Origin of the sequence: Fulvivirga sp. M361 (assembly GCF_007097395.1) — a bacterium.
Taxonomy (GTDB): domain Bacteria; phylum Bacteroidota; class Bacteroidia; order Cytophagales; family Cyclobacteriaceae; genus Fulvivirga.
In genome coordinates this window covers 386,288-410,044 of the sequence record NZ_VKDC01000005.1, presented here as the reverse complement: position 1 = coordinate 410,044, position 23,757 = coordinate 386,288, and the positions used below count along the sequence as shown (strand labels likewise).

Sequence of the window (23,757 nt, the reverse complement as noted above, 5' to 3'; positions counted from 1 at the left end):
AATATGAATTCATCATTACTAAACCTATTGATGTTTGCATCAAGGAAGGCATTTCACGTATTTCTGGTTCAGGTAATAGCAATACAATTTTTGCTTGCCAATGAATCTAACAGCCAAACTCTGGCTGATGTCAAACTTAGTTTTGAAGTCAAAGATGCCAGACTCAAGCAAGTATTCTCTGAACTCGAAAATAACACCCCTTTTAGATTCGGTTATGACCGAAAGGTATTGAAGTCAGATGTTCGACTCACTTTTAATGAAAATGACATTAGCGTAAAGGACATTCTGCTCCATGTGGCTGAAAAAGCTCGGCTAAGATTCAAACGGATCAATGATCAGATCCTTGTACTTAAAGATGACAGAAGCTTCAGCGATAGAAACAAAATAGATATCATAGAAGATCGCCTGATTACAGGTCAGGTGACGGATGCACAGACCGGGGAATCGCTCGCCGGGGCCACAGTCCAGATAAAAGGAACTCAATTGGGAGCTATTGCAGATGTCAATGGGCGCTTTAGTATTTCCATTCCCGAGGATGCTAAAACGCTGATCGTTTCCTACATTGGATTTCAGTCCAGAGAAATTGGGATAGGGGACCAAACTACCTTTGATATTACCTTGGCCCCGGACCTATCGGCGCTCTCAGAAGTGGTGGTCATAGGATATGGAGTGCAGGACAAGGCAGACCTGACCACTTCCATTGCATCCATTTCACCAAAAGAATTAAAAGACCAACCTGTGGTGGGCTTTGATCAGGCTATTGTTGGAAAAATAGCCGGAGTACAGGTAGTAGAGCCTTCAGGAGAACCTGGCGTAGGTATGAGAATACGTATTCGCGGAACCAGCTCTATTACCGCTGGTAATGATCCGCTTTATGTGGTGGATGGTGTCCCTATGAATACAGACATGCAAGGTGCCGGAGGTTCCATCAGAAGGCCTAATGGAAGATCAGGCTATGGAGTAGAAACGGTCAATGCCCTGAGCTCTGTTAATGTCAATGACATTGAATCCATCGAAATACTCAAAGATGCTTCAGCGGCGGCAATATATGGGTCCAGGGGCTCTAATGGTGTTGTGCTGATCACTACAAGAAAGGGCTCTTCCGGTGAGCCAAGGGTCCGCTATAACACCTACGTTGGAATCCAGCAGGTATCTAAGACCATTGATTTGCTGGACGCTTACCAGTTTGCGGAATTAGCCAGAGACGGTCATAATAATACCTATCTGGATGCAGTTCCTACCGGGAGTGTCAACGACGATAATGCTACACGTACCGCGAATGGCTCGCCAAGTTCCGGACTGCTACCTGATTTTATAATGCCTTATCTTGACGGGCAGCAGGGATTGACAGATACAGACTGGCAGGATGAGATCTTCCGGGCGGCACGGATACAGAGTCATAACTTATCAGTGAGTGGAGGAAGCGGCAAAACTTCTTATTATGGTTCACTGAACTTTCTTGACCAGGAAGGTGTGGTGCTCAATTCTGATTATCGCCAGTTTTCAGGCAGGCTTAATTTACGCAGTGAAGTTTCAGACCGGGTGACCTTAGGATTTAACCTGAACCCCTCCCAGGAGCGAGCTAACCGCATTAACAAAGGCCCGCACTGGACCGAGGGAATTGTGGCGTTGGCCCTTGCGAACTCTCCGAATTTTCCGGTTTTTAACCCTGACGGGTCTTACAACTGGGACAGGAACGGCTCGGCAATCGGAGCGGTGGGCGACACCCAGTTTCTAAACCCGGTTGCCCTTGCAGAAGGGATCAAAAATGAAACGAATCATTCCAGGTTACTTGGCAACGTATATGCAGAGATTGGTATCATCGATGAGCTCAACTATCGTATTTCGGCAGGGTTTGATGTTAACCGGTTTACCCGGGACTATTACCGGCCTTCTTACCTGGAAGATCGTAGCCGCCCGGGAGAACGCTCTGTACCGGATGCGTATTCAAGGGATGACCAGTATCAGAATTGGGTGATCGAACATACCTTAAGCTATGCCAAAGATTTTGGTAAGCACAGTTTTGCTGCCATAGCGGGTTTTAGTTCTCAAAAGGAGGAACAAAGAACACTGGAAGCTTACGCTACCAATTTCCCCAATGATCTGTCCACTACTACCAATTCAGGTCAGATCGTAGATGCGGGTGGAACGTTGGAAGAGTGGTCGTTACTTTCCTACCTTGCCAGGGTACAATACAATTACAAGGGTAAATACTTGCTTTCTGCGGCCATAAGAGCAGATGGTTCCTCCAGGTTTGGCAAAAATAATCGATGGGGATATTTTCCTTCAGTGTCAGGAGGATGGAGAATTTCGAATGAAGGATTTTTTAACTCAGGAACAGTCAGTGACCTGAAATTACGTGCAAGCTTTGGCGTAACGGGTAACTTTCAAATTCCGAATTATGCCAGCATAAGTCTCATTTCTGAGGATAACTATGTTGACGATGATGGTAACGTTGTTAGTGGTCTTGCGGCTTCAACCTCCGGTAATTCGGATCTAAAATGGGAAAAGACCAAAACACTGGATATTGGCCTGGATTTCGGTCTCTTTGAAGATCAGCTTTATTTCGAACTGGATTATTATAACAGCAATACTACCGATCTGTTATTGAATGTGCCGGTACCGGGTGCGTCCGGATTTAATTCCGCTTTGACCAACATTGGTAAAGTAAGGAACAGGGGTTTTGAAGCTACTGTATCTACCGGTACTAAAATTGGCCCGGTAGAAATCGACGCTTCCTTCAATTTTGCTACCAATCAAAATGAAGTAATTGCCCTGGGTCCGGACAATAATGATATTATTACCTCTGTCTCAGGAGGGGCAGGTTATCCGTTCATTACCAGGGTAGGAGAAGAAATAGGGTCTTATTATGCGCTTCAGGTCATAGGCGTATTGACACAGGCAGATATTGATGACGGCACCCCGATATTTGCCGGCTCCCGGCCCGGGGATATAAAGAATACAGACATCAATAACGACGGAGAGATCACAGATGATGGTGACAGGATCATACTGGGGAGCCCTTTCCCTGATTATACCATTGGGTTAAATTCCACCCTCAGGTACAAGAATTTCGACTTCAGGTTTGCTTTGCAAGCTGTTCAGGGTTTTGAGGTGAATGCGCTTATCAACCGATACAATTATAATGTGGAAGGCAATTTCAATAATGTGGTGGATGTTGTTGACCGGTATAGGTCTGAATCTGAACCGGGGAATGGCATTATACCTCGTGCGAACCGACAATCTAAAGGTTCTTTGGGTAGACCTTCTTCCTGGCATGTGGAAGACGGTTCTTATGTAAGGGTGAGAAATTTGGTTTTTGGGTATACGTTACCGAAAAGTGTACTAAGAAGCGTTATTGAAAATGCAAGGGTGTATTTTTCAGTACAAAACCCATTCACTTTTACAGATTACAGGTATTACAACCCTGAAGTAAGCAGTACCCCGGACAGTGCTCTGACAGGTGGACAGGACTATGGTAACTATCCATTGGCAAGGACATTCTCATTAGGGGTCAATCTTTCTTTTAAATAAAATTCAAAACTTAAGACAGATGAAAAAGATTATATTTCTCTTATCAATCGTGGCTTTTCTTACGCCTTCCTGTGGCGACGATTTTTTAGAACTCAATCCTGTATCTGATGCTGCAAGTTCTAATTTTTTTAAGACTGCAGCAGACATAGAGGTGGCAGTGAACGGTATTTATGGAGAACTTCAAAGTGGCGCATATTATGGGAATACCTGGAGGGTTTTGCTGGAGTATCGATCGGATAATATCGATGATGGGAATACAGCACGGAATGCAGGGCAGGATGCTAACATCAACAAGTTCAGAGAGTCAGCGAGTAATGGAGCGCTGGAAGGAGCGTGGGAGGCCATGTATCGCACGGTGTCACGTGCCAATACGGTTTTAAATAGAATAGAAGAGATAGAAATGGAAGCGGGCCAAAAAAGTTTATTTAGAGCTGAAGCTCATTTTCTCCGTGCACTGACCTATTTTAACCTGGTAAGACTTTGGGGAGAGGTCCCGCTTATACTAGAAGAATCCCAACCGGAGCAGGTAAGGGAAACCGCAAAGCGCAACAATGTTGGTGAGGTTTATACAAAAATTGAAGAGGACCTGAATTTTGCCATAACGAACCTCCCGTCACGAAACTCGTCAGGCCGTGGAACAAAAGAAGCTGCTACTATAGTATTGGCCAAGACGCTGATTACTCAAGGGAAGTATGCTGCTGCTATTCCACTACTTCAAAACATTGATATGACCTCACTTTTGCCTTTGAGTGAAGTTTGGGATGCCAACAATGAGTTGAATGCGGAAATGATTTTTGTGGTACGCTTCCGTTCTGATCTTTCGGATGAAAGTCATGGTGCCTGGTACAACACGAATGAAACACCTTTGGTGTCGAATAATCTGAGACAGGCGTACGTCGATGCCGGCGATGTGGTAAGAGGCCCGTTGATAGAGTCAAATAATGACCTGGGCGGAGATATGATCCCATTGAAGTTCCAGGAGGCACCTTTCGGTGGAGGTAGTTATGGCCTGGATTACCCGGTGATCAGAAAATCGGATGCAGTGCTACTTCTTGCAGAAGCTTTAAACGAAGAGGCATATGATGCCGATGGCGAAGCATTTGATCTATTAAATAGTGTTCGGTCCCGTGCCGGACTTGCAGATTTAAATGCCGCTGACCTTCCTGACCAGGATACTTTTCGTGATGCCATTTTCGAAGAAAGAAGACTGGAATTTGCATTGGAAGGACATCGATGGTTTGATCTGAAACGTGCCGGAAATGCAGCCGAAGCTTTAGCGGAAGTAGGGGTGACATTCCAACCGTTTCAACTGTTATACCCGTTGCCTCAAAGCGAAATTGACGCTTTTCAGGATGAAACGAGGTTTCCGCAAAATCCTGGCTATAATTAAAACTGTATCAAGTGGCTTCAAAAGTCTTATTGTGATGGGTTGTATGATATTCTGCTCTCTAACCCAGTGACTATTCAACCAAGTGCTTTTGAAGCTGCTTTTCTACTAATACATCATGAAGAACCGATTTAAATTCAGTCCCCTTTTACTTCTTATTTGTATTCACTTCGGGTGTGGTACCGGGGCAAATAATAAGGCTGACAATGCTTTAGAACCCACCAGTACCAGGGTGTATGCAAAAAGCCTGTCTGACATACGGGCCGCTTTAATGGATGCCAATAGTGATCAGGTCATGGTCATAGCACATCGAGGCGATTGGCGACATGCTCCAGAAAACTCGATCCCGGCCATTACAAATTGTATTGAGATGGGAATAGAGATGGTTGAAATAGACATACGAATGACTAAAGATTCTGTTTTAGTATTGATGCACGACGATACCATTGACAGAACTACTACAGGTGCCGGGCTTTTATCAGAGTGGACATTAGACAGTATTAAAACCCTTTACTTGCGCAATGGTGTAAATCATCCTACCCATCATAAAGTACCTACATTGGAAGAAGCCATGTTGGAAGCCAAAGGTAAGATCATGATCAATTTAGATAAGTGCTATAGTTATTTTGATAAGGCTTATGACGTATTGGAAAGGACCGGTACGATAGACCATGTTATTATGAAGGGCAAAGTTCCTGTGGAAAAAGTTAAGCAGGAGTTCGGAGAGTACCTGGGGCAAGTGTTTTTTATGCCGATCGTGGACCTGAATCATCCGGATGCCGTGAAAACTATCCGGGATTATCAGGAAGAGCTTAAACCCGTGGCGTATGAGTTGATATTTGAGGATGAAAGTTCAGATGTCCTAAATCAATTTCCCAAGATCCGTCAGCAGGGGTCACGCGTGTGGGTTAATTCGCTTTGGGAAAGCCTGAATGCGGGCTATGAAGATGACCGGGCCGTTGAAGACCCTGAGGGTATATACGGATGGTATGAGAAAAGAAAAGTGAATATGATCCAAACGGATCGTCCTCGTTTACTTTTGGATTACCTTAGAAAAAGAAAATTGCATGATTAAAAAAGGATGGTTTAAGTTCATTGAGAAAACACTGCCTTACAATATTAATTTAACAATCCTTCCATTCGCAACGCTCATCCTGACTTTCAAATTCCAAAGTGATATGATCAATGGATTCACTTTTTAATACGTTCCATACCTTCTTTTTGAGTTCCGCTTGTTCGGATAATGTATAGTCCTTGTCCAGTACAAGGTGGATGGTTAAGATATTGTACTTTCCATCCATCGACCATACATGACAATCATGAACGGTCGTTATCTCTCGGATTTCCTTCAGTCTTGTATGGATACCATTAATGTTTATGTTATCGGGTATGCCCTGTAAGATAATAAGAAAGCTTTGTTTTAAGTTTTTGTAAACATTATACAACACAAAAAGCGATATTAAGATAGAAAGTAGCGGATCAATAAAGGGAGCATTTACATACATCATGATAATACTTCCTATCAAAACGGCCACCCAGCCAAAAACATCTTCCAGTAAGTGGAGTGATACCACTTTTTCATTGATGGAGTCCCCTTTACGGAGTTTTAAAATAGCCGCTCCATTAACTATAATACCCAGGATGGCCAGGTATAACATTCCTTTCACATTGGTTTCTTCCGGGTGGAAAAGCTGGGGAACAGCATGGGTCAGGATAATAATGGAGCCAACGATCAACACAATAGAATTGATGATGGCCCCAAGTAAGGAGAAACGCTTGTAGCCGTATGAAAAGGTTTTTGTTCTTCCTTCTTTTGACAGTTTTTGGAAGTACCATGATAAGCCCAGACTCAGGCTGTCCCCCAGGTCATGCAGTGCATCTGAGAGGATGGCAAGGCTATTGGTATACAGTCCGCCGATGATCTCGATGATGGTGAAACCAAGATTGAGAAAGAAGGCAACTCTTATGTTGCCTTCTGCCTGATGGGGGTGGTCGTGTTGGTGTCCCATATATTATAATTCAAAAATCAAACTCGCGTTGATGACCCTGCCATCTGTAGGAGCCCAAAGTTCCGGGAAGTCCGGTTTGAAATGAGTATCTACTTCAAAGGCTTCCATACGGTGCTGGCGGGTATCCGTAAAATTTTCAAAATTCATATAAAGACTTAATTTATCTAGTTTTCGCATGATCATGAAACCCATGATCCAATAATCTTCAGTAGTCGTTCGGTTACTTCTAAACTGCCTTCCGGTGTAATAAGCTTCATAACCAATACGCCATTTGTCTTCCACTTCATACATCAGTACTGACCCGATAGTATATTTTGAGGTCAATGATTTTTGCTCATTCAAATTGTCATACATTAGCCGGGTATCTATTAAGGCGTAATTGGCAAATAGCTTAAAATTCTTGTAACCCGGTTTGATGTTTGTTTCTATTCCTTTGCTTTCCACAGGCCCGTCGGCATTCTCATAAAAAAATGGATTAAAGTCATTTTCTCTGAGTACCAACGCATCACTTAGTCTGGTGTAAAAAAAGAGTTGATAGATAGGGTCCATTCGTTGCTTAAGAAGGTTTTGTAATTCACATCAAAATTCCTACCAATGGAGCGCTCAGTCTGCATGTCAGCACTGCGGATAGGAAGGATACCCTTTATTTCTGTGCGTTAGCTTTTTTTCTAGCATGGCCAAGAGGGAACGGACAGTTTAAAAAAAATGATTGCTCTAATTTTATGAAATGTTTACTATAATTGAGCAGGGTAAACCATTTTTTTAATTTCATGAAAATCCTAGCTGTTTCATTACCAATGATCTGTCAAATACCTGAGTATGCCCGCTGATCAGATCATCTTTAAAGTGGTAGATGGTGAACCCTTTGGTGTGAATAGGTTTCCTGGTAGCCGGGAATTCTCCGATATTACCATGGTTTGTGCCTGTCAGAACCCATGTTATCGCTACATGCTCTTCTTCAGTTATAGCTGAGGTTATATCAAAGTACATATCCGGAAATGAGTTGAACGAATAATGTAATCGCTCTTTGAATTCTTCATGCGATAATGTTTTTCCTTCCCAGGGGTCGGAAGTATCCAGGTGAATGGTGTATTCTTTATGGACGTATTGTGCAATTTTATCCAGGCGTTTATTATTCCAGATTTCAGTCATAAACTCCCTTAGGAATGCCTCTTTGTGCATGGTTTTAACCTGTTTGAATGAAATGATGAGTCAATGACATTTTGTGTTTTCAGATGAGCTCAGTCGGCTTTTGTATTTTACTCATTTCCAATCAACAATTTTTCTGTACATTTTAAAAGCATTAACTCACTATTTTCTTATTACCTTATGACTACGTGGAGGCATTCAATAATCAAATTCCGTACAGGTGATCATGAGATTGCTTTCCTTTAACACTTAGTAGGAGAAAGGGTAGCATGGTCATTTTTCAATATAATTTGGTGGAAAAAATCTCCCAGATCTATTTTAGTGGAAAAAATTTTCCAAAAAGAGCATTTTAGTGGAAAAAATTTTCCATTTTACCCTAAAAAGCTGATTATAATGGAAAATATTTTACCTATTCACTTGCAAGAGGTGATATATGGCTCTTCGGACCCTGCTGTTTCCAAGCAAATATCAAAACTGGAGAAAGAGGGAAAGATCAGGAAAATTGCCTCCAGATTATATTCGGCTAACTTTGGTGACAGTCCTGAGAATATAGTAAGGAGAAACCTTTTCTCTATTTTAGGCCATTTGTATCCCGGGGCTATACTAAGTCATCGATCTGCGCTTGAATTTAAACCTACCAGCAGAGGCCAATTATTCCTTACCTATAAATATACCCGAAAGGCTGAATTGCCCGGTGTCATGATCAGGTTGTTGGAGGGAAATGGACCCATAGAAGGAGATAACCCACTGTCCGGGAAACTATATGCTTCGCAACGTGAACGGGCCTTTCTCGAAAACCTTCAAACTTCCAGAAAGCCTGGCCCGGATTCCAAGACATTGAATTTCCCGGTCATTGAAGAATACCTGGAACAGATCATCCGGGTGAATGGGGAAGAAGAATTGAATAAAGTGAGGGATCGGGCCAGGGTGATTTCAGAAAAGCTGGGAATGCAGAAAGAGTTTTTAAAACTCAACAAGATCATTAGTGCACTTCTTTCCACGCATCCCTCTAATATATTAAAATCGCCTGTAGCCTCCGCCAGGGCTTTTGGTAGTCCCTATGATCCGAATAGATTAGAGCTGTTTGAATCTTTGTTCCGGGAACTCAGTCAGCAGGAATTTAAATACAGAAAAGAAAAAAATACCACTAACAGGTCTTTTAGAAACTTTGCCCTTTTTGAAAGCTATTTTTCCAATTACATCGAAGGAACGGTATTTGAACTGGAAGAAGCAAAACAGATCATTGAAACCCAAAAACCACTGGCTACCAGAAATGAAGATTCTCACGACGTCTTAGGAACGTACCATATTGTTTCTAAAAAGGAAGCAATAAATGTCACCCCTTCATCACCTGAGGAACTACTTGAATTGTTGAAATACCGGCATAAAATACTGCTATCGGCCAGGATTGATAAAAAACCAGGTGAATTCAAGGATAAAAATAATTTTGCAGGGCAAACGGCATTTGTCGATGCCAGTTTAGTTAGAGGTACTATTATTAAAAGCTTTGATTTTTACCAGGCGCTAAGGCATCCATTTGCTAAAGCGGCCTATATGATGTTTATGGTCAGCGAAGTCCATCCGTTTTTAGATGGAAATGGTCGTATTGCCAGGGTAATGATGAACGCTGAGTTAGTGAAGGGAGAACAAGCGAAAATCATTATACCTACGGTTTACCGAGATGATTATTTAGGGGCCTTAAGAAAGCTGACCCGGCAAAGAGACCCTAAAGTGTATATTCGTATGCTAATGCGTGTCCATGAATTCAGTGCATCGATTGTAGGTGAAAGCATAGATCATATGCAATTACTTTTAGAGAAAAGCAACGCATTTCTGGAGCATACCGAAGGCAAACTACGAATGGTCAAGTAAGAGAATGGATCATCAAAAGGCTTTTGCAGTGATTTAGACTGGTCTGTCTTTTCAAGACTGTTCGATGTTTAGCCGAAATCCTAAAACCGGAAGTGTGTCCCATACAAAATCCAGGTCTTTTGATCTTTTGAATCCCAGACTTTCATACATGTTCCATGCTGTTTTCATTACTTCAGTAGTATGAATGATAAGCTGTGACCGTTTTTGCATTCTTGCTTTTTGAATACAAGCTGTAGTCAAAGCACGTCCAAGGCCTTTTCCCCTTGCTTTGGTACTTACTGCTAATAACCGGAAGCCGGCAGCATCCTTTTCTTTTGTAGCCGTACCCCCTGAGCCATAATATTTCATATCACTGAAATAAACCACTGCTCCGAGCAACTTATTAGTGATAGAAAAGGCAGCCAGCAGCGTTGTGCCTGGTTTTTGAGTAAGATCCCCTGCATTTGCCAGCTTTTCATAATAACCCGGTTGCTCTGCCGGGGATGGAAACCCTTTTAGACCCGAATAGACATCTACCATGAGCCGTCCTATGGAAACAAACTCTGATGTATAGGCCTCCCTGATCAGGAAATCATTTGATTTGATCATTGATAAAAACGTTGAATTAATAAAGGATAAAGCTGGTAGAAAAAGAGGTCAATTTCCTTTACATATGTTGAAGATCAGCATTTTTTATTTCCTTACGGATCCGGCTTAATTGTGTTGGAGTAATTCCTATATGAGAAGCAACGTGATACAACGGAATTCTGTGTTCGATATCCGGATGTTTCCGCAATAATGCCTGATACCTTTCAGTAGCATTTTGCATCACCAACGATAACTCCCGTTGCTCCCTTTCAATGATCCAGATGTTTTGGATGTACGCTATATAAAAATTCTTGAGGTCATCATTTTCATGAATGAATGCACTGAATTGGTTAAATGGGATACTGATAACGATTGAATTTTCTAATGCATCAATTCCCAGGAAAGAGGGGATACCCCGGAGGAGTGAAACTTTGGAGGCGCAGATCTCTTTATCAAGGAACAGGTTTTTATTGAACACATTGCCACTATCATCTATGTAAAAGGCACGCAGAGTGCCTTGGGCGATGTAATAGATAAACTTGGCATGGTGCCCGTGAAGTAATAATTTTTCTCCTTTCCTGACGTTTCGGACCTTTGCAATGCCTTTAACAAGATCCCAGGATGCTTTGGTTATCGGTGAGAAGCTATGAATGGTTTCCTTGAACTCTTCCAGGTAGTTGACTGTATTGGTATCTATGTTTCTATTCTCCTGCATATTGATAAAAGATACTTTTTTTATAGGATGATCCTGTATCCAAATATTCCGTAAAAAACTGTCGCGTATATCCACCCAGGTCATAGCTTAGAATTTTATCGGGAAGCACCCAGGCATAACTGTCAGCTTCTTCATTGAGTATTACGTCAAAGGAATTCGTCTTGCAGCAATAATCAATAAATATAAAATGCCTTTCGGAATGAAATTGAGGACTAAAAATACTCTCTTGCAGGCTAATGAGTTCTATGTCATAGATCTCTAACCCTGTTTCTTCTTTTACTTCTCTTCTCAATGCATCTTCCATCCGTTCTCCTTTTTCAATATGTCCGCCGGGAATTACATATTGATTGTTCCATTTTTGAGATTTACATAAAAGGATTTCCCGGTTGGGATTAATAATGATAGCCCCAACCGTTATTTCAGGATAAGTATAAAGCTTTTTCATATGAGTTCAGAACCTTTATCAATGCTTTAAACTCGTCATTAATTATCTTATTCCATAAAGAGCTGATAGAAAAGAGAAAGTAACACAATCTATGTACTTCAACTGACCCAGGCCTTAATTTTATTTGTTTCATGGAACATTTTTGTGATATTGGGTATCCAATCACGGGGATCAGTAAAAATGTGAGACAACTGTGACCATAATTACTTCAGGTAAAATATCCAATCTGATGGACGTGGTTACCGAAAAGTCAGACCGTTGAATCTATGTTCAGAGGGGATAGTATTTTTTCATGGACTATTCCTAGTACGCTTGGCCAATTGACAGCGATAAAGATGACCAGTTTGCCAGCTCTTGCTTTTGAGTGAGATTTGTTTTCATGATTTAACACTTTTATTCTGCTAATAGTACGCTATGTAGAAGCTTTAATTATTTGATTAATTTTCATCATATAACGGATTAAAAATGGAATCAACAAACACAATTACATCTGCCGTTATTAAATGCCTTATCATTGATGATGAGCCATTGGCAAGAAATGTCATTAAAAAATACCTGGACCCACTGGACCACTTTGAGGTATGTGGAGAGGCGTCTAATGTCATTGAAGCGTTTGAGTTGATGGAAAATTTGAACCTGGATCTCATCTTTCTGGATGTGGAAATGCCGGAATTAAATGGAATTGATTTTATAAAAACGCTGGAAACAAAACCAAGTATTATCATCACAACCGCTTATAGAGATTATGCGGTAGAAGGCTTTGAATTGAATGTTATTGATTATTTAATAAAACCAATAGCGCTTCCCAGGTTTATGAACGCGTTGAACAGGTTTAGAAAAATACAGAACATAGCCAGAGGGAGTTCTGCCGGTGAGGAGCAGCTGTCAGGAACCCTGCAAGTTTGTGATCATATTTTTATAAAAGCTGACAAACGTATGGTAAAAGTTCATTTCGAAGAGATCCTGTTTATTGAAAGCTTGAAAGACTACGTGCGTGTGGTAACCCAGTCTGAGGAATTAATAACGCATGCTAACCTAAGCAACTTCATGGCTAACCTTCCCCAGGACAATTTTATGAGGATCCATAAATCATACGCCGTATCCAAATCCAAGATAAGGTCACTTGAAGGTAATCTCATTGAAGTGAACGGACGTAAGTTGCCGATCGGAAGAAACTATCAATCAGAGGTGAAAAGAAGTATTTTGAATGGGTAAGAGAGAAACAATAGTAGGTTGTTTGGGGTGAATCTGATTATAAGTTAGTTGGTATATCCAGATCTACTACGAATTTACCCTTCTCAGGGCCGAGATGAAGATCATAATCGTCTTTGTAAAGAAGGTCCAGCCTTCTTTTTGTATTCTCAATTCCTAGACCTCCGGCAGAGTTGGCGGTTTCTGACACTTTCGGGTTCACTTTAAAATCATTCATTATCCTGTATCGTATCCTTTGTTTCGAAAGAGTCAGATCGATCTTGATAGTGATATTGCCCAGTTTGTTGCTACTACCGTGTTTGAATGCATTTTCTAAAAAAGTGATTAGTATCAAAGGCGGGATTTTTCTGTGATCGATTTCACCGCGAATATCGAAAGACACATCCAATCTATTGTCATACCTCAAGCGTTCAAGGTCCAGGAAACAGTGCAGGTGTTTGATTTCATCAATTAATTTCACTTTATTCTTTTTGCCTTTATAAATGACGTAGCTCATTAGTTCGGAAAGCCGTAATACAGTTTCCGGTGCCTGATCGGATTTATCCAGGGTTAGGGAATAAAGATTGTTTAGGGTATTAAAGAAAAAATGAGGCTGCATCTGTGATCTGAGTAGAGATAGCTCCGTTTTAAGGTTACGTTGCTCTAATTCCCGGGATTTTTTTTCTGACCTTACCCAATCCATAGTGAGTTTGATGGCCATGGTAAGGCCTATCACATAGATCTCTCCAATGAAGACTGCAATGACATATTTTATATTGTACAAGCTTTCCTGTTCAATGGTGGATTCTTTAAAGATCTCAGTGGTCACCAATTCATAGGTGATGCCTATTCTAACAAGCGATACGGCTAAAGTTGAGGCCATAAGAACAAGAACATATAACATGATCCTTTTGGGGATCATCCTGGGGATCAGGAAATAAAGGTTCAAATAAACGAGAGCAATATGCATTGGGAACTCTACCAGGTTTGATTTGAAAGAGTAGGAATAATCTCCAAAATAATGCCCCCACCTTACAAAGTTTAATGTGAAGTATATCAGCCAAAAAAGACAGTGAAAAAACACTTTTGAGGAGGTGGTTTTGCTGTACATGGATACTAACGTGTTGACTGACATAAGTCTTCCGGGTTAAACACTGAATATAGTAAACTTAAGTCGATGGCTTCTAAAAAATATATAAAGCGCATAGGACTGTAGCTTAAACGTAAATATTCATCGCTATACGCAGAAAAATGGCCTTCTTCAGAAAAGCTACGGAAGTACGCTCTTAGTATAATTTTTTTTTTCCTCATTATCCTTTAAAGTATATTCCACAACTAAATGAATTTCACTCACCTATAAAAATGTGACCTATGAAGCACTTTTACTTTGCGATTTTCGCATTTTCTTTGTCACTATCTGCATTTGCACAAGACATGACCGTTACGGGCAGGGTAGTAGATGAATCTACAAAAGAACCCTTACCAGGCGCTAATGTTTTATTAAAAAACAGCTCAACGGGCGTAGTTACTAACGTGGATGGTGGATTTACCATTAATGCTCCGGCAGATGGAGTACTTGTGATATCCTTTATCGGATTTGTAACACAGGAAGTACCTGTCAGAAACAGGTCAAACATTGACATTGCTCTTTCCACTGATGTGGTAGGGCTATCTGAAATAGTGGTAACTGCTTTCGGACTCGAGAAAGAGAGCAATAAGCTGGGGTATTCTGTTCAGAACCTGAATACCGAGGAACTTGCACGGGCATCTGATCCAAATCTTGGCTCTGCGCTTCGCGGAAAGCTTTCCGGTGTGAACATTAACTCAAATTCGGGCGGAATTGGCTCATCCGTAAGTATTAATGTGCGTGGTATCAGCTCTCTTGGCATCAATAACCAACCGCTGATCGTATTGGATGGGGTGCTCATCGATAATAACCAGGGAAACCAGGCAGATTTTGCCGAAGGGTTGGACTACGGTAACACCTTATCGAATTTAAACCCAAATGATATTGAAAGTATCTCTCTTTTAAAAGGTGGTAATGCTACAGCGCTTTACGGTTTTAGAGGAAACAATGGCGTTTTGGTGATCAATACCAAAAGCGGACGTACCGAAAGGGTCTCCGTAGAGGTCAACAGCGCTATTACTGCAAGTTCTATTTTAGTCAGCCCTGAATTCCAAAATAGTTATGGCCAGGGGTTTTTTGATACCGGCACAGGTGAACTGACGTATGACATTACCAGGGGAAGTAGTTATGGGCCATTAATGGATGGCTCTGACAGAGAACGGTTTGATGGAAACGGAACTGCTGCTTATGGATCAATTGGAGACGATCAATTCAGGGATTTTTTCCAGACAGGGGTATCTTTTCTTAACTCGGTGTCAATTTCACAGGCCAGGGGCAAGTTTAATTACCGGGTCAGTTATTCACGTTCCGATGACGAATCCATTATACCTGGCAGTCAACTGGAACGCCAAAATTTCAGCATTAAGGCAGGAGCTGAAGTGACGGACTGGCTGAATATTACCGGGAAAGTGGATTACATTGATCAGAAAGCCGAAAACCGGCCTGAATTGACGGACGGGCAGAGTAATATTACCAGGGCCCTTTCCCTTCGCCCCCGAAATGTGTCAAATGACCTGTTAAGTACAAATGCATTCACAAGTGAGGGAGCTCCTAATAACTGGTCAGGAGCGTTTATTACTAACCCTTATTATACGGTCAACACATTTTTGAATGAAGATCAAACGGACCGGTACATCAGTCTGTTTGAGTTTAGGGCGGACCTTACAAAGGGTCTTAATGCATTAGGCAGGCTTTCGCAAGATTATATTGTGATAGAGCAGGATATTTTCAATCCCCTGGGTGCTTTTGACATCGCCAGAAATGGGAGATATATCAATGTGAACTCAACATCCAGGACGAATAATTATGATCTCATACTGTCTTATGACAAAGTGATAAGCAGTGCTTTTGATATATCAGCTAATCTTGGGTTTAGTCATACAAGGGCCTCATTTAAATCTCTTAGAGCCACCGGTGAGACTTTCCTGGTACCTAATTTCTTTTCATTGTTAAACTTTGAAACTACCCAGCTTCTGCCTGAGTCAGCAGAGAGTTCTTCTAATTCTATCTTTGGAGCTGTAACACTCGGACTAAACCAATACCTGTTTGCTGAATTTACCGCCAGAAACGATTGGAGTTCCACATTACCCATTAACAACGCATCTTTTTTCTACCCTTCAGCGGGCCTTAGCTTTGTTTTATCAGAGGCTATACCCGGCATGAAAAATGGCAATGCCGTGTCCCTTATTAAATTGAGGGGCAGTATTGCCCAAACAGGTAATGCAACAACACCTTTTTCATTGATCAATACCTATAATACCTCGTCTGGTCTTTTTAACGGACAGCGGTTTTTCTTTTTTGGAGATAACGAAGAAGGCGCAGGATTAGGCCCTATTTTGAAAAACCCTAACCTGGAGCCTGAAATATCCGATACCTATGAGTTTGGAATTGATGCCCGCTTCCTTGACAACCGTATTAGTGTAAACGCTACCTACTATAATATCAGAACATCAAATCAGATACTTAACCTGACTCTGCCACCCGCAAGTGGAGCTGCCAGTCAGGTGATCAATGCAGGTTTGATCACAAACAAAGGAGTTGAAATCACCTTGACCGCAGATGTGGTAAAGACCGGTGATTTTAACTGGACTTCTACATTGAACTATACTACCAATGACAATGTCGTAAAGGAACTTTCTAATGGAGTAGAAAGAAATATCCTGGTACGACAGTTTAACGATATAGTTCAGGTAGCCGCAGAGGTGGGTTCAAGCCCGCAGGCGCTTTACGGAAGCAAATTTGAACGAAATATTTTTGGACAGATCTTATACGATACGGACGGCCTGCCAATGGTAAGTGATGAAATAGGAAAGATCGGAGATGCAGCCCCTGACGCATTTGCCAACTGGTCAAATACCTTTACCTACAAGCAATTTTCAGTTAGCTTTCTTTTGGATGCAAGGTTTGGAGGAGACTTGTTTTCTTTTTCAGACATAGAAAGACATGCACAAGGCACCGCTATTGAAACATTGGCCGGCAGAGAGTTTTATAGTGGAGGACAGGGAATTCTTGTTCCGGAAGATGCTGTGATTTTTAAAAACGGCGAATTGAGCCCCACTATTCTTGAAAGAGGTGTAGATCCGCAAACGTACTGGGGAAGGTTAGGAACCATTAGTGAAAACTGGGTAATAGATGGAAGCTTTGTGAAATTCAGAGAACTGACCGTAGGATATTCATTTCCTGAAAGCATAACGAGCAAATTAAGCCTCACCAATCTTTCTATCAATTATGTAGGCAGGAATCTGGCTATCCTACATAGTAACACGGACAATTTTGACCCTGAAACGGGCTTTAATAACAGTTTTTCCGGTGTGGAGTACTTTGGGATACCTACTGCGAAAAGCCATGGACTTAGATTGAATATCACATTTTAAGCGAAGAAGTATGAGCAGTACTTACTTACCATCTAAAATTTAAGACATATGAAATTTAATAAAGCTATAATTTGGGCATGCGCATGGTCTTTGGCGATCCTACTACCTACGGCATGTACAGATAATTTCGAAGAGATAAATATAAACCCGGTTGATCCGGAAAATGCCTCCATAGAGGGAATAATGGCAGGAGTACAGTATTTTGAGTTTGCAGAACCCAGGTTTTTAACCTGGAGAGGTAACCTGATCTACTCCAGCAGGTTTGCACACCAATTCAGCTATAATGGCGACGGTACCTGGTTTGGGGGAGACGTCTATCAAAATAATCAAGGCTGGACAAATGCCATGTTTGATGCATCGTATCAAAAAGTATCCTTGAACATCAGGAATTTACTCAATACCTATATTCAGGAAGAAGATCCGGAAGGAGCGGCAGTTACCCGTATCATGATGTCATGGTTCTATCAGAAAATGACAGATATTTTTGGTGACATCCCTTACTCAGATGTGATTGGCGAAGCGCTGATCCTGGAAAATCCGCAACCCAGATATGATGCTCAAAAAGATATCTATGAGAGTATTATGCTGGATCTGAAAGCGCAGATGGAGGCCATCGGATCAGCAAGTGCACAAATATCCGGCGCCGAAGGAGATTTTATCTACAATGGAGATCCTCAAAAGTGGAAGGCATTCGCGAATACGCTTAGATTAAGGATGGCATTACGATCCAGGGACGCATTTAATAATGCCGGTGAAAGTACTTTCATTGATGGCATTATCAACGATTGCCTTAATAACCCGTTGATTGATGAGTCTAACCAGGCATTAATAAGTAAATCTCCTACTCCGTTGGTATTGTCATTTCTTGATGGGGGTTTGGAAGATGTTTACTGGGGATTTGGAGGCTTAGGTTCCAAATGGGTGTTTGCAGATCGTTATATTGACATGTTAAAGGATAATAACGATCCCAGACTAACCGAAATGGCAGATTCTTCTGCTAATGGAACCTATAACGGGTCTAGTGTACTGGGCAGGAGCTTTGCAGATAGAGATGATCTGGCCATTCCCTCGGCAAAGATCATAGGGACTTCTACCACGGACGTAGCCAATGTTCTGCCAACGCAGGTACTCACCGCGGCAGAATCTTATTTCCTGCAATCCGAAGCAGCTTTATTGGGCTATGCCGGAAACGCCCAGGACGCTTACGTGCGGGGAATAGAAGCGAGCATGCGTTTCTGGGGAGTGAGTGATGAGGACATCAATACTTTTAAAACGGATGAAGCCATTGCTACTTTATCAGGTGATAATACAGACCAGTTGAACATGGTTTGGAACCAACGATGGTTGGCCCTCCTGACTAACGGATATGAGGGGTGGGCATTGGTGAGAAGAACAGAACTTATTCCTGATGTAACAGACAATACTCAATTCTTTGTTACTGCGCCGAATAATGGAGTAGTACCCAAAAGGCTTCCTTATTCGGCTACTGAAGCTGTAGCAAATGAAGTGAATCTGAAAGCGGCCGTAGCCAGGCAGGGCGAAGATAAAATGATAACCAATATCTGGTGGGACCTGCAATAAATGCATAAAGACTGAGTCAGGATGCATCATGTTTTTCCTGACTCACTCACTTAACAAATGAACTTATTAGACAATACCACTAAAAACGATTTGATAAATACTCGAACATAAAAAACTAGTATATAGCAATGATGACCACTGAAACCCAAGTGAAACATGCCCAGAAACAGAAAAGACCGCTCCCCCGATATGAGAGAATTCATACGGAAGTAGTCACGACTTCCATTGAAGCGGTAAAACTGGTAGCAGATGAGATTACAGAACTAATTAAAGAAAGACAGCAGGCAGGGGAGAATTGTGTACTTGGACTGGCTACAGGTTCTACCCCCGTAGGGCTTTATAATGAATTAGTGAGAAGACATGATGAGGAGGGACTCAGTTTTTCAAATGTCATCACGTTTAACCTGGATGAATACTTTCCTATGGACCCCGAAGAACTTCAGAGTTATGTCCGGTTCATGAATGAACACTTATTTTACCTGGTAGATATAAAAAAGGAAAATATACATATCCCCAATGGTACATTGCCAAGAGACCTGGTAGCAACGTATTGTAAGGAATACGAGCAAAAAATAGAGGCGGCGGGCGGATTGGACCTGCAGATATTGGGTATCGGTCGTACCGGACATATCGGTTTTAACGAACCCGGGTCCGGCATGGAGTCAGGAACAAGGCTTGTGACCCTTGACCATGTTACCCGAAAAGATGCGGCCAGCGATTTTTATGGAGAAGAGAATGTCCCGAGAAGGGCCATTACTATGGGGGTAGGCACTATCATGTCAGCGCGTAGGATCATTCTGATGGCCTGGGGCGAGGGTAAAGCCAGTATTATCAAAGAGGCAGTAGAAGGTGAACCTTCAGATTCGGTGCCCGCCACTTTCTTGCAAAACCATGTAAATGCTTCTATTGTGACGGATGAAGCTGCCGCCGCTGAATTAGTGCGGATAAAAACCCCCTGGCTGGTAACGGAGTGCAAATGGGACCATTCATTGGCAAAAAAAGCCGTGATCTGGTTAAGCCAAAAAATAGACAAACCCATTCTTAAGCTCACGGACCGGGATTATGCGGACCATGGGATGAGTGATTTGATCACCACCTATGGCCCGGCTTATGATATTAACATAAAGATCTTCAATGACCTTCAAAAGACCATTACCGGGTGGCCCGGTGGTAAGCCGGATGCAAATGATACTAACCGTCCTGAACGGGCGGAGCCTGCTCAAAAGAGAGTAGTCTTATTTAGCCCTCATCCGGATGACGATGTTATATCCATGGGAGGGACCTTTGGGAGATTAGTGAAGCAGGGGCATGAAGTGCATGTGGCGTATCAGACCTCTGGAAATATTGCTGTATTTGATGATGACGTTATCCGATATGCTGATTTTTTTCGGGATTTAAACCACGAATATGATTTCAGTACGGGAAAGGGTAATTCCTTGTATGCAGAAATTACCAAATCGATCTACGGAAAGAAAGCAGGTGATGTTGATTCGTTGGAAGTGATGAAAATAAAAGCCCTCATCCGGCGAAGTGAAGCAAAGGCCGGGTGCCGATATCTTGGTGTACCCGATAGCCAGGCCCATTTTCTTGACCTGCCTTTCTATGAAACAGGGCTGGTGAAGAAAAAGCCGATAGGGAAAGAAGATGTGAATATTGTAACAGACCTGTTACGGAAAATACAACCTCATCAGATCTATGCTGCAGGTGACCTTTCCGACCCACATGGTACACATCGGGTTTGTTTGGATGTGATCTTTGAGGCCCTGGAACAGATCAGGGGTGAAGATTGGGCAAGGGATTGCTGGGTATGGCTGTACCGGGGAGCATGGCAGGAATGGGACATCAATGATATTGATATGGCTATTCCATTGAGCCCGGATGAACTCATCATTAAGAGAAAAGCTATTTTCAAACATCAGTCTCAAAAAGATACCGCTGTTTTTCCCGGTAATGACAGCCGGGAATTCTGGCAGAGGTCTGAGCAAAGAAACCGACACACTGCGAAAGTTTTTGATCAATTGGGGCTTTCTGAGTATGAAGCTATTGAAGCATTTAAAAGACATTTTTTTTGAATGCTGAGACCATAAAACTTGTTATAAATCCTCCTGGTGGATTAAATACACATTATTCTATATGAAAACACTTAAAAATACTCTAGTCCTTTCGTTATTTATCTTCATTTCAGTGGGCGCTACCGGTCAGTCTGATCCGCTTGATTGGATGCCCATACCTAAACACTGGGAGAGGCAAAACGCCAGGTTTTTCCTGGAAAAAGATTTTACCGTTGCTATCCAGGGATACAGTTCCCACCGATTGGAAAAATACAGCGCTAATTTTTTGAGGAGGCTCGACTGGCGGACGGGTATGTTTTTCTCTCAGGAAAAAGTGTCTGAAGTTGATGAACGAATGACCACTGATCTATTGATCAAGGTGGCAAGAGGAGGTAAACTGATGTTGGGTGAAGATGAGTCTTACAAATTAGAAGTCAATGATAAGGGGATTATGCTTGAAGCAAAAACCGATTTTGGTGCCATGAGGGGACTGGAAACGCTAATACAAACATTGAATAATAGTGAAGGACAATATTATTTTCCCGGACTAGTGGTTGATGATGAACCCAGGTTTCCATGGAGAGGGCTAATGATTGATGTTTCCAGGCATTTTCAACCCATGGAAGTTATAAAAAGAAATATTGACGGTATGGCTGCAGTGAAGATGAACGTACTCCATTTGCACCTCGTAGATGATCATGGCTTTAGGGTGGAGAGTAAAGTTTATCCTCAGCTTCATGAGAAAGCTTCAGACGGTAAATATTTCACCCAGGAAGAGATTAAAGAAATAGTACGATATGCAGCGGCAAAAGGCATCCGTGTGGTCCCTGAGTTCGATGTACCCGGACACGCTTCAGCATTTTTAGTAGCTTTCCCTGAGCTGGCCAGTGCTCCGGGGCCATACCGGCTTCAAAACAGGGCAGGCATTTTCGACCCTACACTGAATCCCACTTTGGAAAAGACTTATGAGGTATTAAACAACCTTTTTTCAGAAATGGTGACACTGTTTCCGGATGACTATTTTCATATCGGTGGAGATGAAAATGAAGGGAAACACTGGAATGATAATGAAGAGATACAAAATTTTATGAAGGAAAAGGGGCTAAAGGACATCCATCAACTTCAGAATCATTTCAATAAACGCATTCAACAGCATCTGACCTCTTTGGGTAAAAATATGATGGGGTGGGACGAAATACTGAATGATGATTTACCCAAAGACGCTATTATACATTCCTGGAGAGGTATAGCTTCCTTAAAGAAAGCATCGGAGGAGGGGTATAAATGTATACTGTCAAATGGATTTTACATAGACCTTATGAAGAGAGCCAGTGATCATTATCAAACGGACCCTATACCTAAGGGGCTGAAGCTCTCTCCGGAAGCAGCAAAGAATATTCTTGGAGGAGAGGCTACCATGTGGTCAGAGTTGGTTACACCTTTTACCATTGATTCCCGGATATGGCCGAGGACCGCTGTGATAGCAGAAAGACTTTGGTCTCCGGGTAACATAAGAGATGCCGCCGAGATGTACAGGAGAATGGACATTATAAGTCTTCAATTAGAAGAACATGATCTGGGGCACATTAAGAACAGGGAAGCGCTAATGCGCAATCTGGTAGGTGGACGTGATATTCAACCTGTAAAAATACTGGCTGGTGTGTCAGAACCATTAGAAGGTTATAATCGTAATCCGGGTGGAAAATACTATGAGTTTCACTATGCCTTTAATCGATTTGCAGATATTACGATCGCTGACGCTCCGGATGCACTGACCTTTTCCAGTCTTGTCAGATCTTACCAGTTGAATAGGAATGATGACATTCGTGAACAGATCAAACGTTGGCTGCTTACATGGAAGGATAATCATCCATCCATCCTTGAACTGATAGAAAATGCTCCGGGGTTGAAGGAAGTAGAAAGTCTTTCTCTTAACCTTATGAAAGTGTCAGAGGTGGGTTTAGAGGTACTGGAAATCAATGCACATGAAATGGACCCCAAAGACAAATCAAATTGGTATACTAATGCCATGCTAACCCTTGAAAAAGCCAGGGAATCCGGAGCACGTACAGAGCTACAGGTTATAGACCCCATTCGTTCGCTGGTAATGATGCAAATGGCCCAGATCAGGGCAACTAAGGTGAAGGGTAAGGTAAAGATCGATGCAAAACTGGACGACTGGACGGATGCAGATTGGGACTTTTTTGTGCCTTCCATGTGGAGAGGTTGGAAAGATACCTGTCATTATGCCGTACAATGGGATGAGGATCAGCTTTACTTTGCATTTAAGGTAACTAATAGCAATATTAGCGCTACCAGGAAGTTTCGTGATGAATTGGGACTTCATAAAGACGATGGAATAGAGATATTGTTTGATACTAAGTATGACCGTGCGCTTGAGTGGAAAAAAGATGATCTGGCGTATCATGTCAATGTGCTCAACGCCGTTATGGATGATCGTGGGCTTACCAAAAACGGAGAGTATGATAACTCCTGGAACGGGAAGGCCAGGACCAAAGTAAAGATCCTTGGTACGTTGAACGATAATACGGATTCAGACCAGGGCTATTTGGTAGAGTTTGCCATTGATTGGGAGGAGATTGGAAGAAAACCAGTGCCTAATCTCACCCTGGGAGTAAATGTATGTGTTAATGATACAGATGATATTCACGAAGAATACCGTTATTATGACTACATGGGACTCAGTGTTTTCCATCACCCTGTGGGATTTGCTGAGCTTATACTGACAGAATAAA

The 23,757-nt window shown here is 42.0% G+C and carries 16 protein-coding genes; 9 read left to right on the top strand and 7 right to left on the bottom strand.

Annotated features, from left to right (window positions below; genetic code table 11):
* Positions 1 to 3 precede the first annotated feature (3 nt).
* The 3 genes from FNH22_RS06920 to FNH22_RS06910 all read left to right on the top strand — a co-directional run bounded on the left by FNH22_RS06920 (position 4) and on the right by FNH22_RS06910 (position 5,996).
* Positions 4 to 3,534 carry a TonB-dependent receptor gene (locus tag FNH22_RS06920; RefSeq protein ID WP_143397606.1) on the top strand — a complete coding sequence of 1,177 codons (3,531 nt, stop codon included), beginning with the start codon at positions 4 to 6 and terminating at the stop codon, positions 3,532 to 3,534.
* 19 nt (positions 3,535 to 3,553) lie between these two features.
* Entirely contained in the window at positions 3,554 to 4,924 is a 1,371-nt protein-coding gene (locus tag FNH22_RS06915) for a RagB/SusD family nutrient uptake outer membrane protein (RefSeq protein WP_143397605.1), read from the top strand.
* A gap of 115 nt (positions 4,925 to 5,039) precedes the next feature.
* Positions 5,040 to 5,996, top strand: a complete 957-nt coding sequence (locus tag FNH22_RS06910; RefSeq protein ID WP_143397604.1) for a glycerophosphodiester phosphodiesterase family protein — start codon at positions 5,040 to 5,042, stop codon at positions 5,994 to 5,996.
* Positions 5,997 to 6,045: 49 nt separating this feature from the next.
* On the opposite strand, the gene FNH22_RS06905 is transcribed toward FNH22_RS06910, so the two are convergent.
* The 3 genes from FNH22_RS06905 to FNH22_RS06895 all read right to left on the bottom strand — a co-directional run bounded on the left by FNH22_RS06905 (position 6,046) and on the right by FNH22_RS06895 (position 8,112).
* Positions 6,046 to 6,930 (bottom strand): cation diffusion facilitator family transporter, encoded by an 885-nt coding sequence (locus FNH22_RS06905; protein WP_143397603.1) that lies wholly within the window; start codon positions 6,928 to 6,930, stop codon positions 6,046 to 6,048.
* A 3-nt stretch (positions 6,931 to 6,933) separates the two neighbouring features.
* Positions 6,934 to 7,479 carry a hypothetical protein gene (locus tag FNH22_RS06900; protein ID WP_143397602.1) on the bottom strand — a complete coding sequence of 182 codons (546 nt, stop codon included), beginning with the start codon at positions 7,477 to 7,479 and terminating at the stop codon, positions 6,934 to 6,936.
* 219 nt (positions 7,480 to 7,698) lie between these two features.
* A complete protein-coding gene (locus FNH22_RS06895) occupies positions 7,699 to 8,112 on the bottom strand; it encodes an ester cyclase (protein WP_143397601.1) in 414 nt (137 codons plus the stop codon).
* A 360-nt stretch (positions 8,113 to 8,472) separates the two neighbouring features.
* Here FNH22_RS06895 and FNH22_RS06890 point away from each other — a divergent pair, with 360 nt between their 5' ends.
* Positions 8,473 to 9,951, top strand: a complete 1,479-nt coding sequence (locus tag FNH22_RS06890) for a Fic family protein (protein ID WP_143397600.1) — start codon at positions 8,473 to 8,475, stop codon at positions 9,949 to 9,951.
* A gap of 51 nt (positions 9,952 to 10,002) precedes the next feature.
* On the opposite strand, the gene FNH22_RS06885 is transcribed toward FNH22_RS06890, so the two are convergent.
* From FNH22_RS06885 to FNH22_RS06875, 3 genes are read right to left on the bottom strand one after another with little or no spacing between them, the layout of a single operon-like run.
* The gene (locus tag FNH22_RS06885; protein WP_143397599.1) at positions 10,003 to 10,539 is read right to left on the bottom strand and encodes a GNAT family N-acetyltransferase; all 537 of its coding nucleotides are present in this window, start codon (positions 10,537 to 10,539) and stop codon (positions 10,003 to 10,005) included.
* A gap of 58 nt (positions 10,540 to 10,597) precedes the next feature.
* Complete coding sequence (locus FNH22_RS06880) at positions 10,598 to 11,233, bottom strand: Crp/Fnr family transcriptional regulator (protein WP_143397598.1); 636 nt, start codon at positions 11,231 to 11,233, stop codon at positions 10,598 to 10,600.
* Positions 11,220 to 11,678, bottom strand: coding sequence for an NUDIX domain-containing protein (locus tag FNH22_RS06875; RefSeq protein WP_143397597.1), 459 nt, complete (start codon positions 11,676 to 11,678; stop codon positions 11,220 to 11,222). Before FNH22_RS06875 ends, FNH22_RS06880 begins: the two co-directional genes overlap by 14 nt.
* A gap of 465 nt (positions 11,679 to 12,143) precedes the next feature.
* On the opposite strand from FNH22_RS06875, the gene FNH22_RS06870 reads away from it, so the two are divergent.
* Positions 12,144 to 12,893: a LytTR family DNA-binding domain-containing protein gene (locus tag FNH22_RS06870; protein ID WP_143397596.1), complete on the top strand. Its 750-nt coding sequence runs from the start codon at positions 12,144 to 12,146 to the stop codon at positions 12,891 to 12,893.
* 37 nt (positions 12,894 to 12,930) lie between these two features.
* Here FNH22_RS06870 and FNH22_RS06865 read toward each other — a convergent pair whose 3' ends face one another.
* Positions 12,931 to 14,004 (bottom strand): sensor histidine kinase, encoded by a 1,074-nt coding sequence (locus FNH22_RS06865; RefSeq protein ID WP_143397595.1) that lies wholly within the window; start codon positions 14,002 to 14,004, stop codon positions 12,931 to 12,933.
* 236 nt (positions 14,005 to 14,240) lie between these two features.
* On the opposite strand from FNH22_RS06865, the gene FNH22_RS06860 reads away from it, so the two are divergent.
* The 4 genes from FNH22_RS06860 to FNH22_RS06845 all read left to right on the top strand — a co-directional run bounded on the left by FNH22_RS06860 (position 14,241) and on the right by FNH22_RS06845 (position 23,756).
* Positions 14,241 to 17,369 (top strand): SusC/RagA family TonB-linked outer membrane protein, encoded by a 3,129-nt coding sequence (locus FNH22_RS06860; protein WP_143397594.1) that lies wholly within the window; start codon positions 14,241 to 14,243, stop codon positions 17,367 to 17,369.
* Positions 17,370 to 17,417: 48 nt separating this feature from the next.
* Complete coding sequence (locus tag FNH22_RS06855; RefSeq protein ID WP_143397593.1) at positions 17,418 to 18,950, top strand: SusD/RagB family nutrient-binding outer membrane lipoprotein; 1,533 nt, start codon at positions 17,418 to 17,420, stop codon at positions 18,948 to 18,950.
* 131 nt (positions 18,951 to 19,081) lie between these two features.
* Positions 19,082 to 21,022, top strand: coding sequence for a glucosamine-6-phosphate deaminase (nagB, locus tag FNH22_RS06850; RefSeq protein WP_143397734.1), 1,941 nt, complete (start codon positions 19,082 to 19,084; stop codon positions 21,020 to 21,022).
* A 61-nt stretch (positions 21,023 to 21,083) separates the two neighbouring features.
* Positions 21,084 to 23,756: a family 20 glycosylhydrolase gene (locus FNH22_RS06845; RefSeq protein WP_143397592.1), complete on the top strand. Its 2,673-nt coding sequence runs from the start codon at positions 21,084 to 21,086 to the stop codon at positions 23,754 to 23,756.
* Position 23,757: the final 1 nt, after the last annotated feature.

Bases quoted from the DNA above. Each gene is read 5' to 3' on its own strand.
- FNH22_RS06905 (WP_143397603.1), bottom strand. From the start codon at position 6,930: ATGGGACACCAACACGACCACCCCCATCAGGCAGAAGGCAACATAAGA.
- nagB (WP_143397734.1), top strand. From the start codon at position 19,082: ATGACCACTGAAACCCAAGTGAAACATGCCCAGAAACAGAAAAGACCG.
- FNH22_RS06870 (WP_143397596.1), top strand. From the start codon at position 12,144: ATGGAATCAACAAACACAATTACATCTGCCGTTATTAAATGCCTTATC.
- FNH22_RS06890 (WP_143397600.1), top strand. From the start codon at position 8,473: ATGGAAAATATTTTACCTATTCACTTGCAAGAGGTGATATATGGCTCT.
- FNH22_RS06880 (WP_143397598.1), bottom strand. From the start codon at position 11,233: ATGCAGGAGAATAGAAACATAGATACCAATACAGTCAACTACCTGGAA.
- FNH22_RS06865 (WP_143397595.1), bottom strand. From the start codon at position 14,004: ATGTCAGTCAACACGTTAGTATCCATGTACAGCAAAACCACCTCCTCA.
- FNH22_RS06915 (WP_143397605.1), top strand. From the start codon at position 3,554: ATGAAAAAGATTATATTTCTCTTATCAATCGTGGCTTTTCTTACGCCT.
- FNH22_RS06855 (WP_143397593.1), top strand. From the start codon at position 17,418: ATGAAATTTAATAAAGCTATAATTTGGGCATGCGCATGGTCTTTGGCG.
- FNH22_RS06860 (WP_143397594.1), top strand. From the start codon at position 14,241: ATGAAGCACTTTTACTTTGCGATTTTCGCATTTTCTTTGTCACTATCT.
- FNH22_RS06875 (WP_143397597.1), bottom strand. From the start codon at position 11,678: ATGAAAAAGCTTTATACTTATCCTGAAATAACGGTTGGGGCTATCATT.
- FNH22_RS06845 (WP_143397592.1), top strand. From the start codon at position 21,084: ATGAAAACACTTAAAAATACTCTAGTCCTTTCGTTATTTATCTTCATT.
- FNH22_RS06910 (WP_143397604.1), top strand. From the start codon at position 5,040: ATGAAGAACCGATTTAAATTCAGTCCCCTTTTACTTCTTATTTGTATT.
- FNH22_RS06920 (WP_143397606.1), top strand. From the start codon at position 4: ATGAATTCATCATTACTAAACCTATTGATGTTTGCATCAAGGAAGGCA.
- FNH22_RS06885 (WP_143397599.1), bottom strand. From the start codon at position 10,539: ATGATCAAATCAAATGATTTCCTGATCAGGGAGGCCTATACATCAGAG.
- FNH22_RS06895 (WP_143397601.1), bottom strand. From the start codon at position 8,112: ATGCACAAAGAGGCATTCCTAAGGGAGTTTATGACTGAAATCTGGAAT.
- FNH22_RS06900 (WP_143397602.1), bottom strand. From the start codon at position 7,479: ATGGACCCTATCTATCAACTCTTTTTTTACACCAGACTAAGTGATGCG.